We start from the raw sequence: 16,323 nt of genomic DNA on the forward strand, positions 1-16,323 counted from the left end.
GGCCTAATCGCGTGAGGCTTTCTTGCCGCGGGCGCCCGCCGACTCGGCGCGGCCGCCCGGCGTCGCCGCCGTCCAGGAGCCGTGCTTCATCTCGAGGAAGAGCGCGATGGCCTGGGCGCGATTGCGCACCTCGAGCTTCTCGAACAAATTGCGCAAGTGGAATTTGATCGTGTTGATCGAGACGCCGAAATCCTTGGCGAGCTGATTATTGGTGTGGCCGGAGCCGAGCGCCGACAGCAGGCTGCGCTCCCGCAGAGTGAGATTCTCCAGCGGATCGGCGCGCATCTTGCGGATATCGACGAAGGGAAACACCATGTCGCCCGCCGCCACGGAGGCGAGCACGTCGAGCAGACGCTCCGGCGGGGCGCGCTTGCTGACGAAGCCGGCGCCGCCCAATTGCAGCGTCTCGGCCGGCGCGGCCGGGTCGTTGGTGCCGCTATAGACGACGATCTTGGGCGCGGAGGGCTGGCGCGACAGAGCGCGCAACACTTCCCGCGCATGCAGCGTCGGCAATTGCCAGCCGATGATGGCGATCTGGAAGCGCTGCAGCTTGGCGGCGTCGAGAAATTCCTCGCCGTCCGTGACCTTCAGCACGAGATTGAAGCGGCGGTCGTCGGCGAGCAGCGCCTCCAGCCCGGCCAGGATCAGCGGGCTCTTGTCGGCGATGGCGACGTCGATCGGAAAGGTCGCGCCATTCTCGTCGCGGTCGTCGCTGGAGCGCTCGGCCTTATGGCGCAGAGCGGAGGGCGCGCCCTCGGCCGCGGCCTGCATGGCGGAGGCGCGGATCGGAACGGGACGCCCGACGGCGCGCGGTCGCTCATCTCCGAGCTTTGTCGAAGACGTCGAGGCCATGGACCACTGCAAGTGACCACTCCAAGTGAAACGCTGCCGACGCAGCCGGGACGGGCTCGGACGGCGAAGCCCCCCGAGTGGGTAGGCCGGACTATATAACCTGCGGCTTCCATTGGAAAGCCTCGGCGCGCGTTTCGCGCTGCGTCAGAGGTGCGGAATTCGCAAGCGCAAAAAAAGAAGCGGCGCATCGGACCCGCCGATGCGCCGCATCATATCCGTAGCGGTTCTGAAGCGTCAGTCGCTCAGGACCCAGCGCGCAGCGAAATAAGCGGCGGCGCCGAGCGCGATGATCGCGATCATGCCCACCGGGGTCGCCGCATAGCTCGTAAGCTCGAGAATTGCTCCCATAACGCTTCCTCCTCCTTTAACGCCCGACTTCGTTCAGGCTGCCAGCAAAGCCACGATATCACCCATGGTTGGCGAAGTCTCGCCTCTACGTGCGATACGTTTTGGTGGATATCGTCGCCGGCTCGAATTCCGAGAACGTCTCGAGTGCTGGCTGCATTTCGAGACGCGCCGACGTTATTCGCGCCCGGCGCTGTTCTCCTCAGAACGGCCGAACGAAGCCGCGATCCACGCTCGCAGCATGACGGTCGCAATTATTGTAGCCTTAGAGGCTTGTCAAGATGCGGCGCCGCCCCCACGCCGACGGATGGGGCTTGCGGAGACGCGCGCGGCGCGGTTAATGAAGCTGCGGCTCGACGAAGAAAAAAGAAAACCGACGCCATGGCTCGCCCCTCCTTCGCCTTCATCGCCGTCGCCGGCATTGCGACGCTCGCCGGCGCCGTCTGGTTCTTCGGCTACCGCCGCACGCCCGCCTGCATGGGCGACGGCCAATACATGGCGACCGTCCAGCAATGCCGCGCCTATGGGCTGGGCGCCGACCTCTGCGCCAGCGCGGTGGAGAAAGCCCGCGAGCTGGTGGCGAAGGTCGCGCCACGCACGGACGCGTCCTTCGATTGCGAGGTGCGCTTCTCGGAATGTTTCGCGGGAGCGGATGGGCGCTTTACGCCCGCGCCCTCCTTCTGCCTCGCGCCGGGATCGGCCGAGCCGAAGGAAGTGCGCTATCTCGAATATGAATCCGACCGGCTGAACCGCAAGAAGACGCGCGAGATCCGCATCGACTGAGCGCTCTAGATTCTTTCGTTGGAAGCGAATTCTGATCGATCGAACGATTCCGTTCGATCGGAAAGCGCTCTATTGATCGGCCGCCGACCGCTCCGGGGCCGATCGCTCTGGGGACGATCTCTCCGCGGCTTGGCGACGTCCGCCGAGGTGGAATTCCGCCGGCTCGACGGTCAGCATGCCGACATTGGTGCGCAGCGCCATGCGATAGGGCACCACCGCATGCGCCGTCTGCAGAGGCGCGAGCCAGACGGTGATGTCGCTGTTCTCCGCCATGAAGCGCGTCGAGACGCTGTCCGGCCGATGGCCGGCGATCGGACGATAGCGCGCCGCGCAGACCGACACCGGGCCGGAATAGCCGTGCGTCTCCACATTGCGCATCTCGACGAAGGAGAGCGTCACATCGAAGCGGGTGACGCCGTCGAAGACCGGAATGGTGCGATTGCAGGCGGAGGGGCCGACCAGCGGCTCGCTCGCCGGAACGCTCATGATGAGCGCGCTCACCGGATCGGTGATGTGGGACTTGTTGCTCTCCGTCACCGGAATGCGGACCGGCAGGTCCCAAGGCGTCGGATCGACATGCACGGCGCGCACGGAATTGCCGGCGAGCGACATGCGGACGGTGCGCGTCTCATAGGTGTTGGAGGTGGTGTTGGCGTAGCTCGTCGGCGTCAGCCCCTCGCTCGACAGCGCGCCGGAGGCGGTGGCGGCGCCGCGTGTGTCATTGACGAGAGAGGCGAGGCCGGTGGTGCGCATCGAAATGTCGATGCGGTAATTGCGGCCCTCGATGACGCCATTGGCCGAGGCGTGGCCGATCGAAAGGCCGAGCAGGCTCAGCGCGAAATTCGCCTTGAGCGTCTCCGCCCCGCAGGGCGCAGCGGCGGCGAGCGCGGCGAGCGTCACGAGCCCCGGAAAGGCGAGCGCTACGGCCCTGCCGCGCCCGGCTCCGCCCTGAACGGATGAGAGAAACGCCATTCGAAGACCTGCGATCGATCGAATCATCCTGGCCACGATGGGCCAGGCGCGGGCGCTTGTCGATGCTCGGGCCGCGCCGGAGGACGAAGGGCTCGTCTCAAGCCCATTCCTGCCAGCTGCCGTCGGCGAATATGCGCCATGCGCGCAGACCCGCCTTGGCGACCACGATGCGACCGGACTTCGCCTCGCTCACAAGATGCTTGAATACGAGAGGATTGCGCCAGGAAAACGGCTTTTCGGGGTCGCAGACCGCATGATATTCGTCGCTGTCCGGGTCATCCATCAGCAGCGTGCCGACCTTGTCCGGCCGCAGCTGCGCGCCCAGCGAGCGCTCCTCCTTCCAGAGGCAATGATAGTCGCGGCACACGTCCGGTCGCGTGGCGTAGACGGCGCAGCCTTTGGTCTGCGTGCAGTGCTCGCACCAGACGCCTGCCTTCTTGGGGAACTCCTCGATCTCCAGCACCTTGCAGCAGAAGGCGCAGGGACCGCAGGCCTTGCCTGGAATCTCGAGCATGGTCTCGATTTTGGCCTTTTCGGCGATTTTGGAAGCGAATCGATTCTGATACATTGCTACAACGATCGCCGCGCCGACGCTATCGCGGGCGCAGCCGCGGATCGACGGGAGAATCGCAATGACGACAGCCGCTCCGAACATCGATCCCGAGACGCTGCTCGTCTCCACGCAATGGCTCGCCGACCATCTCCACGCGCCGGACGTCATCATCTTCGACGCCTCCTGGCACATGCCCGCCGCCGGCCGCGACCCGCACGCCGAATTTATCGACGCCCATATTCCCGGCGCCGTCTTCTTCGACATAGACGCCATCGCCGACCATTCGACCGATCTGCCGCATATGCTGCCGGATCCGGTCGCCTTCTCTTCGGCGGTGCGCAAGCTCGGCCTCGGCGACGGCATGCGCGCCGTGGTCTATGACAGCCTCGGCCTGTTCTCGGCGCCGCGCCTGTGGTGGACCTTGCGCGTCTTCGGCCTCACCGACGTCTCCATCCTCGACGGCGGCCTACCGGCCTGGAAGGCGGAAGGCCGTCCGCTAGAGCAGGGCGAGAGCCATCGGCCGCAGCGACATTTCACCGCACGCATGGACCACGCCCTCGTCGCCGACGCCGCCGATGTGTCGCGCGCCCTGGCCGACGGCTCGGCGCAAGTCGTCGATGTGCGCTCGGCGGAGCGTTTCGCGGGGGCCGTTCCAGAGCCGCGCCCGGGCCTGCGCTCCGGCCATATGCCGGGCGCGCTCAACCTGCCCTTCGGCAATCTCATCGCCGAGGGGCGGCTGAAAGACGCCGCCGCTCTCGCGGAGATTTTCACGGCGGCGAAGATCGACCTCGAGCGGCCGGTGATCGCGAGCTGCGGCTCCGGCCTCACCGCCTCGATCTTGAGCCTGGCACTGGCCGCGGCGGGACGCCGGCCCGCCACCGTCTATGACGGCTCCTGGTCCGAATGGGGCGCGCGCGCGGAGCTGCCGGTCGTCGGGGCCGCTGGCTGAAGCGGCGCCTGCCAAAAAACAAGGCGGCAAAATGCGTTAGATGGCGGCGCCTCGGCCATGGCGGCGCCGCTGCGCCGAGTCTCGCGGAGATCATCCGAGGCCACGCCGGCGAATGACGATCATTCGTTTAAAACAATAAATTGTAAGGAAAAGCGCGGCGCGGCCGCGCATCCCTCCTCCCACGGCGCCTGCGATTTAGGCGGGGCTCGGCTTTGGCATGAGCCGTGCTGAGCATGCGGGGCCGTCGACGGTTTCGGCTCGGCCGCCGACGACGTCGAACGGCGCCGCGTCGAGCGTCGATCAAGGGTAAGGAGGCGAATAAAAATGCCCAAGTACAAGCTCGAATATCTCTGGCTCGACGGCTACACGCCCGTGCCTAATCTCCGTGGCAAGACCCAGATCAAAGAATTCGAGAGCTTCCCGACATTGGAGCAGCTCCCGCTGTGGGGCTTCGACGGCAGCTCGACCAAGCAGGCGGAAGGAAGAAGCTCGGACTGCGTTCTGAAGCCGGTCTCCGTTTTCCCCGACATCACCCGCACCAATGGCGCGCTGGTGATGTGCGAGGTGATGATGCCGGATGGCGTGACGCCGCATGCGTCCAACGCCCGCGCCACCATCCTCGACGATCCGGGCGCCTGGTTCGGCTTCGAGCAGGAGTATTTCTTCTATAAGAACGGCCGTCCCCTCGGCTTCCCCGAGGCGGGCTTCCCGGCTCCGCAGGGTCCCTATTACACCGGCGTCGGCTTCAAGAATGTCGGCGACATCGCGCGTCAGATCGTCGAGGAGCATCTCGATATCTGCCTCGCCGCCGGCATCAACCACGAAGGCATCAACGCCGAGGTGGCCAAGGGCCAGTGGGAATTCCAGATTTTCGGCAAGGGCTCCCGCAAGGCGGCCGACGAGATGTGGGTGGCGCGCTACATTCTGCTGCGTCTCGCCGAGAAATACGGCATCGACATCGAGTTCCACTGCAAGCCGCTCGGCGCCACCGATTGGAACGGCTCGGGCATGCACGCCAATTTCTCGACGACCTATCTGCGCGAAGTGGGCGGCAAGGCCTATTTCGAGCAGCTGATGGGCGCGTTCGAGAAGGCCAAGGACGATCACATCGCCGTCTATGGCCCGGACAATCATATGCGTCTGACCGGCCTGCACGAGACGGCGTCGATCCACACCTTCAGCTGGGGCGTGGCGGATCGCGGCGCGTCGATCCGCGTGCCGCACAGCTTCGTCAAGAACGAATATAAGGGCTATCTGGAAGATCGCCGCCCGAACTCGCAAGGCGACCCCTACCAGATCGCCTCGCAAATCCTCAAGACCATCTCCACTGTCCCCACACGCTGAGGACAGGGCGCTCGGCTTTGTAATATCGACAAAGCCGACGCTACGAGACAGCAGAAGACGTCGCCACGAAGCATGAGCTTCGTCCGAGACTTCCGCTGCGAGAGTGGATGACGCCAATGCGCCGATCGCAGGCTCCGCCCATAATTTGGGCGTGGTCTGCGGTTGGCCGCATAAATTTTATTCGTGGAACATTTTGACAGCAAATGCTATGAGCCCCATCGGTTCCTCGGCTGGATCGGACTTGAGTTTCGGCGCGAGGGGCATGAGCGATGCGGGGAAAGGTGAATGAAGAAAATCGAGGCGATCATCAAACCCTTCAAGCTCGATGAAGTAAAAGAAGCGCTGCAAGGCGCCGGCCTGCAAGGCATTACTGTCACCGAGGCGAAAGGTTTTGGTCGCCAGAAGGGGCATACGGAGCTCTACCGCGGCGCGGAATATGTGGTCGATTTTCTTCCCAAGGTGAAAATCGAGATCGTGCTCGCCGACGATGCGGTGGACCGCGCCGTCGAGGCCATCCGCAAAGCCGCGCAAACCGGACGCATCGGCGACGGAAAAATCTTCGTTTCGAATGTCGAAGGCGCCGTCCGCATCCGCACGGGAGAGACCGGCGCGGACGCCATCTGATCCGCGCGGCTCTCACTTAAAAGCCCCTCCGCTCTGCGGCTTCATTCTCGTCTCCCGCGCTGGACTCGATTGTCCACTTCGAACAGAGGCTCCACGACATGACCACGGCCAAGGACGTTCTCAAGCAGATCGCCGATAACGACGTAAAATATGTGGATTTCCGCTTCACGGATCCGCGCGGCAAGTGGCAGCACGTCACCTTCGACGTGTCGATCGTCGATGAGGACGCGCTGAACGAAGGCATCATGTTCGACGGCTCCTCGATCGCCGGCTGGAAGGCGATCAACGAGTCGGACATGACTCTCCTGCCCGATCTCTCGACCGTCACGCACGATCCCTTCTTCGCCGCCTCCACGCTCTCCATCGTCTGCGACGTCGTCGAGCCGACGACCGGCCAGCCCTACAACCGCGACCCGCGCGGCATCGCCAAAAAGGCGCAGGCCTATCTGCAGTCGACCGGCGTCGGCGACACCTCCTTCTTCGGTCCGGAAGCCGAATTCTTCGTCTTCGACGACGTGCGCTTCTCGACCGATCCCTACAACACCGGCTTCACCGTCGACTCCGTCGAGCTGCCCACCAATTCCGACACCGCCTATGAGGGCGGCAATCTCGGCCATCGCGTGCGCACCAAGGGCGGCTATTTCCCGGTTCCGCCGATCGACTCCGCTCAGGACATGCGCGGCGAGATGCTGGCGGCCATGGCGTCCATGGGCGTCGCCGTCGAGAAGCACCATCACGAGGTCGCTTCCGCGCAGCATGAGCTCGGCCTGAAGTTCGCGACGCTCGTCCAGGTCGCCGACCATCTGCAGATCTACAAATACGCCATTCATCAGGTGGCGCATTCCTACGGCAAGACGGCGACCTTCATGCCGAAGCCGGTCTATGGCGACAATGGCTCGGGCATGCACGTCCACCAGTCGATCTGGAAGGAAGGCAAGCCGGTCTTCGCCGGCGACAAATACGCCGGCCTCTCCCAGGAGTGCCTGTGGTATATCGGCGGCATCATCAAGCACGCCAAGGCGCTGAACGCCTTCACCAATCCGTCGACGAACTCCTATAAGCGCCTGGTTCCGGGCTTCGAGGCTCCGGTGCTGCTCGCCTATTCGTCGCGCAATCGCTCGGCCTCCTGCCGCATTCCCTTCGCGACCAGCCCGAAGGCGAAGCGCGTCGAGGTTCGCTTCCCCGATCCGACGGCGAATCCCTATCTCGCCTTCTCGGCCATGCTGATGGCCGGCCTCGACGGCATCGCCAACAAGATCGATCCGGGCGCGCCGTCCGACAAGGACCTCTACGACCTGCCGCCGGAGGAGCTGAAGGCGATCCCGACGGTCTGCGGCTCGCTGCGCGAGGCCCTCGACAGCCTGAAGGCCGACCACGCCTTCCTGACGGCCGGCGGCGTCTTCAACGAGGACTTCATCCACGCCTACATCGACCTGAAGTATCAGGACGTCTATCGCTTCGAGATGACGCCTCACCCGGTCGAATACGACATGTATTATTCCTACTGATCGCTTCGCGATCGCGTAGAAACGAAAGGGCGGCCGAGAGGCCGCCCTTTTTGTTTGTCCAGAGCGATTAGGCGAGGACGGAGACCCTCGCCCTCGCGCCGAAAGATTATTCGACGTCCTCGACCTTCTCCGGCCCGCCGCCGAGCACGCGCTGGGCGAGCGAGGCCTGCATGAAATCGTCGAGCTCGCCGTCCAGCACCTCGCTCGGCGTGCCGGAGGTGTGGCCGGTGCGCAAATCCTTCACCAACTGATAGGGCTGCAGCACATAGCTGCGAATCTGATGGCCCCAGCCGATTTCGGACTTCGACGCTTCGACCGCGTTGGCCTCCGCCTCGCGCTTTTCCAGCTCCGTCTCATAGAGGCGAGCGCGCAGCATGTTCCAGGCGGTGGCGCGGTTCTTGTGCTGCGAGCGCTCCGCCTGACAGGCGACGACGATGCCGGACGGAATATGGGTGATGCGAATGGCCGAGTCCGTCGTGTTGACGTGCTGGCCGCCCGCGCCCGACGAACGATAGGTGTCGATGCGGCAATCGGATTCGTTGACCTGAATGTCGATCTTGTCGTCGATGACCGGATAGACCCAGACCGAGGCGAAGCTCGTGTGCCGCCGCGCATTGGAGTCGAAAGGCGAGATGCGCACGAGACGATGCACGCCCGATTCGGTCTTGGCCCAGCCATGGGCGTTCATGCCCTTGACCAGCAGCGTGGCCGATTTGATGCCGGCCTCGTCGCCGGCGGTCTCCTCGATCACCTCGACCTTGAACTTCTTACGCTCCGCCCAGCGCGCGTACATGCGGAACAGCATGCGCGCCCAGTCGCAGCTCTCGGTGCCGCCGGCGCCCGAATGCACTTCGATGAAAGTGTCATTGCCGTCGGCCTCGCCCGAGAACAGCGCCTCGATCTGGCGCTCGCGCGATTCCTTCAGCAGCGCCACGAGCTGCGCTATGCCTTCTTTCTCGGTGTCGGCGTCATTCTCGGCCTCGCCGAGCTCGACGAGGGTGATGGCGTCCTCGAGGTCGCGGTCGAGCCGCGCGATGGAGCCGAGCTGATCCTCGAGCTGGGTGCGCTCGCGCATGATCTTCTGCGCGGCTTCGGCGTCGTTCCAGAGGTCGGGATCTTCGACTTTGGCGTTCAGCTCGGCGAGACGGCGCGTTGAAGTCTCGACGTCAAAGATGCCTCCTCAGCAGTCCCATGGACTGCTCGATCTGTTCTTTCAGCGCAAGCGGCTCGGCGCGCATGTGTCTCTTCCCTTTTGGGCTCAGGGCCGGCGGCCCGAGGCCGGAGGTATTAGAGCAAGACGCGCAAAAGATGAAGCCCCGACGCCGCGCGCTCCGAAGCTCTAGCGGTCTGCGTAACCCGCAAGAGCGAGCCTGAAGGCTCGCGGTCCAGATTCGTCCTTGGACCGCGAGCCTTCTGATAACTAATATTTCGCGACCACCGGCGGCGGATCGACCCAGCCGAAATGATAATCGACGCCGAATCGCGCTATGGCGCCGTCATATTTCACGCGCGTCGTCGCTATGTTGAGAATGGCGATCGAGCCCGGCGCGGCGGGATTGATGACCGCGCTCGGCGATGTGGAGAGCGTCGCCGAGCCGAGATCGTAATAGAGCCCTTCGACCTTCAAGCTCCAGCGCGGCGCGAACATAAATTCGAGGCCGCCGCCCGCGATCCAGCCCGTGCGCGTGTCGCTGTAATTGCCCCAATTGGGCGTCACCGGATTGTCGGGATGGCCGATCGGGTCCTGCGGATGCCAATGCGCGCCATAGGTGAAGACATTGGCGAAGCCCCCGCCATAGGCGAGGCCGCCGGTCGCATAGACCAGCAGGCTGGGCGCGACGACATAGCCGAGCCTGCCGCGCAAGGAGCCGAGCCAGGACAGCCCGGCGCGCGTGCTCGCCACGCCCGTCTGCAGATGCAGCAGGCCATGCTCGTCCACCGCCCCGGCGAAGCCCTGGGAGGAGCCGTAGCCGCGAATGATGGCGCCGTCTATGTCGGTCTCGACGCCGAGCAGGACATTGGACGACCAAAGATGATTAAAGCCGAGCTGCGCGCCGCCGAGAAAGCCGCTCTGATCGAGGCGCGCGAGGCCGGCGATATAGGGCGAGGAAAAGCCGAAGGGCATGCCGAGCGCGCCCGCGGCCCAATCATAGATCGAGGTTCCGAATGTCGGAACCTCATTGGAGCCGCCGAAGCCCCAACCCGCGTTCAGCCCCACATAGGCGCCGCCCCACAGCGGCGGCGGCGGAACGGGAACCACGATGGAAGGCGCGACGATTTTCGCGAGAGCGATATCCTGCGCATGCGCCGCGCCGAGGCCGAACAAAACGCAGACGATGGCCGCCGCGAACCTCTTCATCGACAATCCCCTTGAAGGCGCGAGCCGATTCGCGCGTCATGGGGATTGTGCTCAGCCGACGAGACTCGAACAATTTGCGGGGGTCACGGAGAGGGTGAAGGAGTTCTTCGGCCACAAAGCGATTCGGGTCCGACAGTGAGGAAGGCGAAGAGCGCAATCTGCAGCCAAATGAACGGAACGAAGGCCGGAGGAGGCTCGAACAGCAAGGTCGCGGGCAGCGCGAGCCAGGCGAGGGCGAATTCGCGCCCATAGAGCGGCGAGAAGCTCAACTGCGCCAGCGTCATCGGCGGCCTGGCGGGCGCGGGCGCCGGGAGGATGCGCGCCGTCACGATCGCCGAGAAGCGCGCCGCGCTCATATCCATCTCGCCGATCCGAAACAGAAGGGGCGCGCGTCGTCCGCGCTGCGTGAGCCGCATCCAGCGATCGACTCCACGCCAAGCCAAGCGATCGGCAGCCTCCCGCCGCAACATGAAATATGGGAAAGACGCTCCGAGGAGCGAGACCTCCCCGACCTGCGCGACATCGTCCCATGCGAGACGTCCGTCGAACCAGCCGGGACAGGAAAAGCCATCGCGCGTCAGCACGATCTTGGGCCGTCGGTCGATCATGCGCGCCAAAGCGACGAGCCCTTGGAACAGAGCGGCGAACCAGAAAGGGGTCAGGAACCGGAGGCCCGGCTCGGCGAAACCCGTCCAAAATGCCCAAATCGCGAGTGGCGGCAGCAACATCGCCGCCGCGCCGTGATGCGCGAAACGCCAGCGTATCTCGATCGGCTCGTTCAAATCATCGGTCATGAAAATCGGCTCCGCCGCAATGAGCGGGGCCGATCCTATCGTGCAGCCCGCTTCCGTCAATCCAGCGAGAGCGCCTTCCCCGCGCAGGCGAGCGCGAAGGCCCATTCCAGCGCGACTTCCTCCAGCCGCTCGAAACGGCCAGAGGCGCCGGCGTGGCCGGCCTCCATATTGGTGCGCAGCAGGACTGGGCCGCCGCCGGCCATGCGCTCACGCAGGCGCGCCACCCATTTCAGCGGCTCCCAATAGGTCACGCGCGGATCGGTGAGGCCGGCGAGAGCGAGAATCGCCGGATAGGTCTTCGCGCCCACATTGTCGTAGGGCGAATAGGAGGCGAGCCGATCATAGGCCGTCACGTCGGCGATCGGATTGCCCCATTCCTCCCATTCGGGAGGCGTCAGCGGCAGGTCGTCGCGCAACATGGTGCTCAGCACATCGACGAAAGGAACGCCGGCGATGATTCCCGAAAACAGCTCCGGCGCCTGATTGGCGATGGCGCCCATCAGCATGCCGCCGGCGCTCGCGCCTTGCGCGACGATTCCGCCTCGGCTCGCATAGCCCGTGGCGACGAGATGGCGCGCCACAGTGATGAAGTCGGCGAATGTGTTGGGCTTGTGCTCGAGCTTGCCGTTCTCGTACCAGCTCCAGCCCTTGTCCGTGCCGCCGCGCGTATGGGCGAGCGCATAGACGAAGCCGCGATCGACCAGCGACAGCGCATGAGGATCAAAGCTCGCCGACAGCGGATGCCCATAGGCGCCATAGCCATAGAGCAGCGTCGGCGCGCCGGCGCCGGGCGAAAAATCGGCGCGATGCAACAGAGTGACGGGAACCTCCGCGCCGTCGGCGGCGCGCGCGAAGAAGCGGCGCGTCACATAATTTTTCGGATCATGACCGGAAGGAATTTCCTCGCGCTTCAGCAGCGTGCGGGCGCGCGTGCGCATGTCGTAATCATAGGTCTCCTCCGGAGTCGTCATGGAGGAATAGGTGAAGCGCAGCGTGTCCGTGTCGAATTCGAGGCCGGGCAGAAGATAGAGCGCGTAAGCCTCCTCATCGAAGGCGATGGCGTGCTCCTCGCCGCCCTCCAGCGCGCGAATGAGAATGCGCGGCAGGCCATTGGCGCGCTCCACCCAGACGAGATGACGCGCATAGACCGTGCCGATGACGATGAGCCGTCCCGCGACATGCGGAACCACCTCGCGCCAATCGGCGCGCGTCGTGGTGGTCAGAGGCGCGCGAAAAATCGCGAAATCCTCGGCGCCGTCGGCGTTGGAGCGAATATAGAGATCATCGCCATGCGGCTCGACGTCATAGCGCAATTTGGGCTCGCGCTCGGCGACGAGACGAGGCTTTGCATGTTTGTCGCGCAGATCGACGAGATGGCATTCGCTGGCGTCATGGCCGCGAATGGAGACGATGGCGAAACGCCCGCAACGGCTGCGATCGAGCGAGACGAACCAGGCCGGATCGAGCTCCTCGACGATCAGCGTATCGGTCACGGGATCGGAGCCGACGTCGTGGCGGAAGACTTGCGCCGTGCGGTGATTGTCGTCGACGCGCACATAATAGAAGCTGTTGGAATCGGCGCTCCAGACGAGCGAGCCGTCCGTATGCGGGACGACATCCGCGCGGTCCTTTCCGTCGGAGAGCGCGCGCGTGCGGATCGAATAATATTCCGAGCCCTTGTCGTCGACGCTCCAGGCGAGTTGCGCATGGTCGGGCGAATGATCGATCTCGCCTATGTCGAAGAAATGCTCCTCGCCGGCTTCTTCATCGCCGTCGAAGAGGATCGTCTCCGCGCCGCCGTCGCGCTTCGTGCGGCAATAGAGCGCATGCTCGCCGCCCTCGCGATAGCGCTCGAAATAGGCGAAAGCGCCGTCCGGCCACGGCGGCTCGCTGTCGTCCTCCTTTATGCGGCCGCGCAGCTCCGCCTGCAGCGTCTCGCGGAGCTTGCCCAGCGGGGCGAGGACTTGCCCGCAATAGGCGTTCTCGGCCCGCACCAGCGCGGCTATGTCCTCCGGCAGCGTCGCGGGGTCGCTCAGCACGTCGCGCCAATTCTCCGCCGCGAGCCAGGCGTAAGGGTCGTCGAGGACGCGGCCATGGGTCACGCGCCGGCTCTCCCGCTTCTCGGCGGTCGGCGGCGTCGCGCCGGAAAGGGCGAAGGCGGTGGGATTGTCGGCGGATGCCGCCATTGGGTGACTCCTCGCTAGGGGGCGTCATTGCGAGCGGAGCGAAGCAATCCAGAGTCCCGCCGGCGGCTCTGGATTGCTTCGCCTGCGGCTCGCAAAGACGCCGGCCGGTTTGTCGGGCCTCGACCCGGGAATAGAATTGGGGCGCTTCGATGTCTCGACTTCCTGCGCCGTGGCTGATAGGCATAGCGCGCGACGCAGGCCCCGGCGAGGGGCCGCGCCGCTCTTGCCTTCGCTTTCGGCCGTCGCGCCGGGAGCGGACAAAAAATGCCTGGGCGCAAACCCGGGCGTGGTGGAAACATCGGTTGGGGCAATGAGCAACGCGACGCTCGACGGCAAATCCATTTCTTCCGAAGACGCCTACGAACAAGCGGCCAAAATCCTGCAAGCCGCGAATTTCCCCCTCGTCGCCGGTCTCGGCGCCGATGTGGCGGGAGCCCAGGCCGCGATCCTGCTGGCCGAGCGGCTGAGAGGCGCTTTCGATCATCTCGCCTCGCGCGATTCGCTGGCCGACCTCGAGGTCGTCCGCTCGGCGGGGATTTTCGTGACGACGCCCAATGAGGCCCGCGTGCGCGCCGACCTCGTGCTGCTGGTCGGCCCCGGACTGACGGGCTATTGGCCGGCGATCTTCGATCGCCTGGCGCTCGACAAGGACACCGTCCACGGCTGCAAGACCGCGCGCCGCGTGATCTGGGTCGGCCCCAAGCGGGGCGAGGCCAAGATCGAGGGCGTCGAGGTCGAGACCATTCCGGCGACCGAGGCGGAGCTTCCCGGCGTGCTGGCGGCGCTGCGGGCGCGCGTCGGCGGACGGCCCGTGGCGCTCACGTCGGCCGCGGCCAAGAAGCTCGACGCTGCGGCCGAGGCGCTGAAATCGGCGCGATTCGGCGTCGCCGTCTGGTCGGCGGCCGGGCTCGATTCGCTGATGGTGGAAATGCTGCAGGGCATGATCACCGAGCTCAACGCCACGACGCGCTTCACCGGCGTCCCGATCGGCGGAAGGGGGAACGCCACCGGCGTGCTGCAGACCTCCGCCTGGATGACCGGCTTTCCGCCGCGCACGGGCTTCGGCCGCGGCTATCCCGAGCATGACACTTGGCGCTTCGAGGCCAGCCGGCTCGTCGAGAGCGGCGAGGCCGACGCCGCGCTGTGGATTTCCGCCTATAGCGGCGAGGCTCCGCCGTGGGAGGATGTCGATATTCCGCTGATAACGCTGGGACCGCCGGGCTCGGCCCCCAAGCATGGCCTGTTCATCGCCGTCGGCAAGCCGGGCGAGAATTACGACGCGGTGGAATTCGCGCAGGAGACCAGCTCGATGGTGCTGCGGCGGGCGAGCGCGCCGGCCGGGCTGCCGACGGTCGCCGAGGCGATCGCCGCCATCAGCGCCAAATTTTCGGAGGATTTGCCGTGCTGATCCGTCTGCGCGGCGGTCATGTCGTCGATCCCGCGACGGGCGTCGACGGCGTCGCCGACGTCTATTTCGAGGATGGGCGGATCGTCGCTCCGCCGCAGGGCCGCGAGCCGGACGAGGATTATGACGTCTCCGGCCATATCGTCATGGCCGGCGCGATCGACATCCACTCCCATATCGCCGGCGGCAATGTGAATTCGGCGCGGCTGCTGCTGCCCGAGATGCACCGCTCGATCCGCGCGCGCCTCGACGGAACGCCGCTCGCGACCGCCAAATGGTCGACCTTCGAGACCGGCCGCCTCTATGCGCAAATGGGCTTCACCACTGTGGTCGAGCCCGCCGTCGCGCCGCACCACGCGCTGCAGTCGCATTTGGAGCTCGGCGACGTTCCGATCATCGACAAGGGCGCGCTGACGGTGCTCGGCAATGACGACTTCCTGCTCGCCGCGCTGCGCGAGCGGGAGAGCGAGACCGCCATCGCCGATTATGTCGCGCAGACGGTCGAGGCGACGGGCACGCTCGGCCTCAAATGCATCAATCCCGGCGGGGCGGACGCGTTCAAGCAGAATATGCGCGCCTTCGGCCTCGACGAGATCGTGCCCTTCTATGGCGTGACCTCGCGGCAGATCTTCAAATCGCTGCAAAAGGCGACGCAGACGGTCGGCATTCCGCATCCGCTGCATCTGCACATGAACAATCTCGGCATCGCCGGCAATATCGACACGGCGCTCGCGACGATCGACGCCGCCGAGGGCCTGCCGATGCATCTCGCCCATGTGCAATTCTACGCCTATGGCCTCGAGGGCAAGAACGCCTTCTCCTCCGCGGCCCCCGCGCTCGCGGCCAAGATCAACGCCAATAAGAACATCACCGTCGACGTCGGCGCTGTGATGTTCGGCGACACGGTGACCATCTCCTCCGACGTGCTGCGCCAGTTCAACAGCCTGTCGGGCGCGATCCCGAAGAAGGGCGTCATCTTCGACGGCGACGCCAATGGCGGCGGCGTCGTGCCCTATGCCTATCGTATCTCCAATTATTACAACGCCATACAATGGGCGGCGGGCCTCGAGCTGTTCCTGCTGATCGAGGATCCGCTGCAGGTCTTCTTCACCACCGACCATCCCAATGGCGGGCCGTTCACCACCTATCCGGAGCTGTTCGCGCTGCTGATGAGCGCGGAGCTGCGCGCGCAATGGATGGAGCGCCTGCCGGCCGATGTGCTGGAGATGACGTCTCTCCCGTCGATCAAGCGCGAATATACGCTCCATGAGATCGCACTCATGAGCCGGGCCGGACCGGCGCGCCTCTACGGCTTTACCGATCGCGGCCGTCTCGGCGAAGGCGCCGTCGCCGATATCGCCGTCTATAAGCCGCAAAAAGACAAGGCGGGCATGTTCCGCAACGCCGCCTATGTGTTCAAGGACGGCGAAAACGTCGTGCGCGACGGCGTCGTGACGCGCTACACCAAGGGCAAGACGCTGCGCGTGCGCCCTGGCTACGACCGCGCGATCGAGAAGCGTCTCGACGCCTATTACGACGAGCTCTATGGCCTCTCGCGCTCGATCTTCGACGTGCCCGAGGCGGCGCTCGCCGGCCGAAGCGTCTATGCGGAGGTCGCATGTCGCAATTGATTCGCCCTTGGGAGCACG

Annotated in this window: 14 protein-coding genes; 7 read left to right on the forward strand and 7 right to left on the reverse strand. The window is 65.1% G+C overall.

The genetic code is table 11. The features are described 5' to 3' along the window. Positions 1-3: 3 nt before the first annotated feature. Positions 4-864, reverse strand: a complete 861-nt coding sequence (locus A1351_RS00260; RefSeq protein WP_245267411.1) for a response regulator transcription factor — start codon at positions 862-864, stop codon at positions 4-6. 714 nt (positions 865-1,578) lie between these two features. Here A1351_RS00260 and A1351_RS00265 point away from each other — a divergent pair. After that, entirely contained in the window at positions 1,579-1,980 is a 402-nt protein-coding gene (locus A1351_RS00265; RefSeq protein WP_051592571.1) for a DUF1190 domain-containing protein, read from the forward strand. 69 nt (positions 1,981-2,049) lie between these two features. On the opposite strand, the gene A1351_RS00270 is transcribed toward A1351_RS00265, so the two are convergent. Both A1351_RS00270 and A1351_RS00275 read right to left on the reverse strand, forming a co-directional pair. Continuing rightward, entirely contained in the window at positions 2,050-2,952 is a 903-nt protein-coding gene (locus A1351_RS00270) for a DUF3108 domain-containing protein (protein WP_024881281.1), read from the reverse strand. Positions 2,953-3,049: 97 nt separating this feature from the next. Further along, on the reverse strand, positions 3,050-3,466 hold the full coding sequence (locus A1351_RS00275) for a hypothetical protein (RefSeq protein ID WP_026599518.1): 417 nt from the start codon (positions 3,464-3,466) through the stop codon (positions 3,050-3,052). Between the two features lie 118 nt (positions 3,467-3,584). On the opposite strand from A1351_RS00275, the gene sseA reads away from it, so the two are divergent. From sseA to glnA, 4 genes are all read left to right on the forward strand, one after another. Continuing rightward, positions 3,585-4,454, forward strand: a complete 870-nt coding sequence (sseA, locus tag A1351_RS00280; RefSeq protein ID WP_064031858.1) for a 3-mercaptopyruvate sulfurtransferase — start codon at positions 3,585-3,587, stop codon at positions 4,452-4,454. A gap of 324 nt (positions 4,455-4,778) precedes the next feature. Beyond that, positions 4,779-5,798 (forward strand): glutamine synthetase beta-grasp domain-containing protein, encoded by a 1,020-nt coding sequence (locus A1351_RS00285; protein WP_024881284.1) that lies wholly within the window; start codon positions 4,779-4,781, stop codon positions 5,796-5,798. Between the two features lie 285 nt (positions 5,799-6,083). Continuing rightward, positions 6,084-6,422 carry a P-II family nitrogen regulator gene (locus tag A1351_RS00290; protein WP_018267758.1) on the forward strand — a complete coding sequence of 113 codons (339 nt, stop codon included), beginning with the start codon at positions 6,084-6,086 and terminating at the stop codon, positions 6,420-6,422. A 98-nt stretch (positions 6,423-6,520) separates the two neighbouring features. Continuing rightward, entirely contained in the window at positions 6,521-7,930 is a 1,410-nt protein-coding gene (gene glnA / locus A1351_RS00295; protein WP_064031859.1) for a type I glutamate--ammonia ligase, read from the forward strand. A gap of 106 nt (positions 7,931-8,036) precedes the next feature. Here glnA and prfB read toward each other — a convergent pair. The 4 genes from prfB to A1351_RS00315 form a co-directional block, all read right to left on the reverse strand. Next, positions 8,037-9,168, reverse strand: a protein-coding gene (gene prfB, locus A1351_RS00300) for a peptide chain release factor 2 (protein ID WP_157096016.1) whose coding sequence is annotated in 2 segments (ribosomal slippage) — positions 8,037-9,098 and positions 9,100-9,168 — 1,131 coding nt in all. Because the reading frame shifts where the segments join, the coding sequence is not laid out codon by codon here. Positions 9,169-9,350: 182 nt separating this feature from the next. Beyond that, positions 9,351-10,289, reverse strand: a complete 939-nt coding sequence (locus A1351_RS00305; protein WP_064031861.1) for an outer membrane protein — start codon at positions 10,287-10,289, stop codon at positions 9,351-9,353. 83 nt (positions 10,290-10,372) lie between these two features. Continuing rightward, positions 10,373-11,083 carry a hypothetical protein gene (locus tag A1351_RS00310; RefSeq protein WP_157096017.1) on the reverse strand — a complete coding sequence of 237 codons (711 nt, stop codon included), beginning with the start codon at positions 11,081-11,083 and terminating at the stop codon, positions 10,373-10,375. Positions 11,084-11,139: 56 nt separating this feature from the next. Next, entirely contained in the window at positions 11,140-13,269 is a 2,130-nt protein-coding gene (locus tag A1351_RS00315; protein WP_083966976.1) for a S9 family peptidase, read from the reverse strand. Between the two features lie 310 nt (positions 13,270-13,579). Between A1351_RS00315 and A1351_RS00320 the strand changes: the two genes are divergently transcribed. Continuing rightward, complete coding sequence (locus A1351_RS00320) at positions 13,580-14,677, forward strand: hypothetical protein (protein ID WP_064031863.1); 1,098 nt, start codon at positions 13,580-13,582, stop codon at positions 14,675-14,677. Continuing rightward, entirely contained in the window at positions 14,671-16,305 is a 1,635-nt protein-coding gene (locus tag A1351_RS00325) for a formylmethanofuran dehydrogenase subunit A (RefSeq protein ID WP_024881291.1), read from the forward strand. The genes A1351_RS00320 and A1351_RS00325 overlap by 7 nt, the downstream gene beginning before the upstream one ends. The last annotated feature ends 18 nt before the right edge of the window (positions 16,306-16,323 follow it).

The sequence above is a fragment of the Methylosinus sp. R-45379 genome, assembly GCF_001644125.1.
Lineage (GTDB): Bacteria > Pseudomonadota > Alphaproteobacteria > Rhizobiales > Beijerinckiaceae > Methylosinus.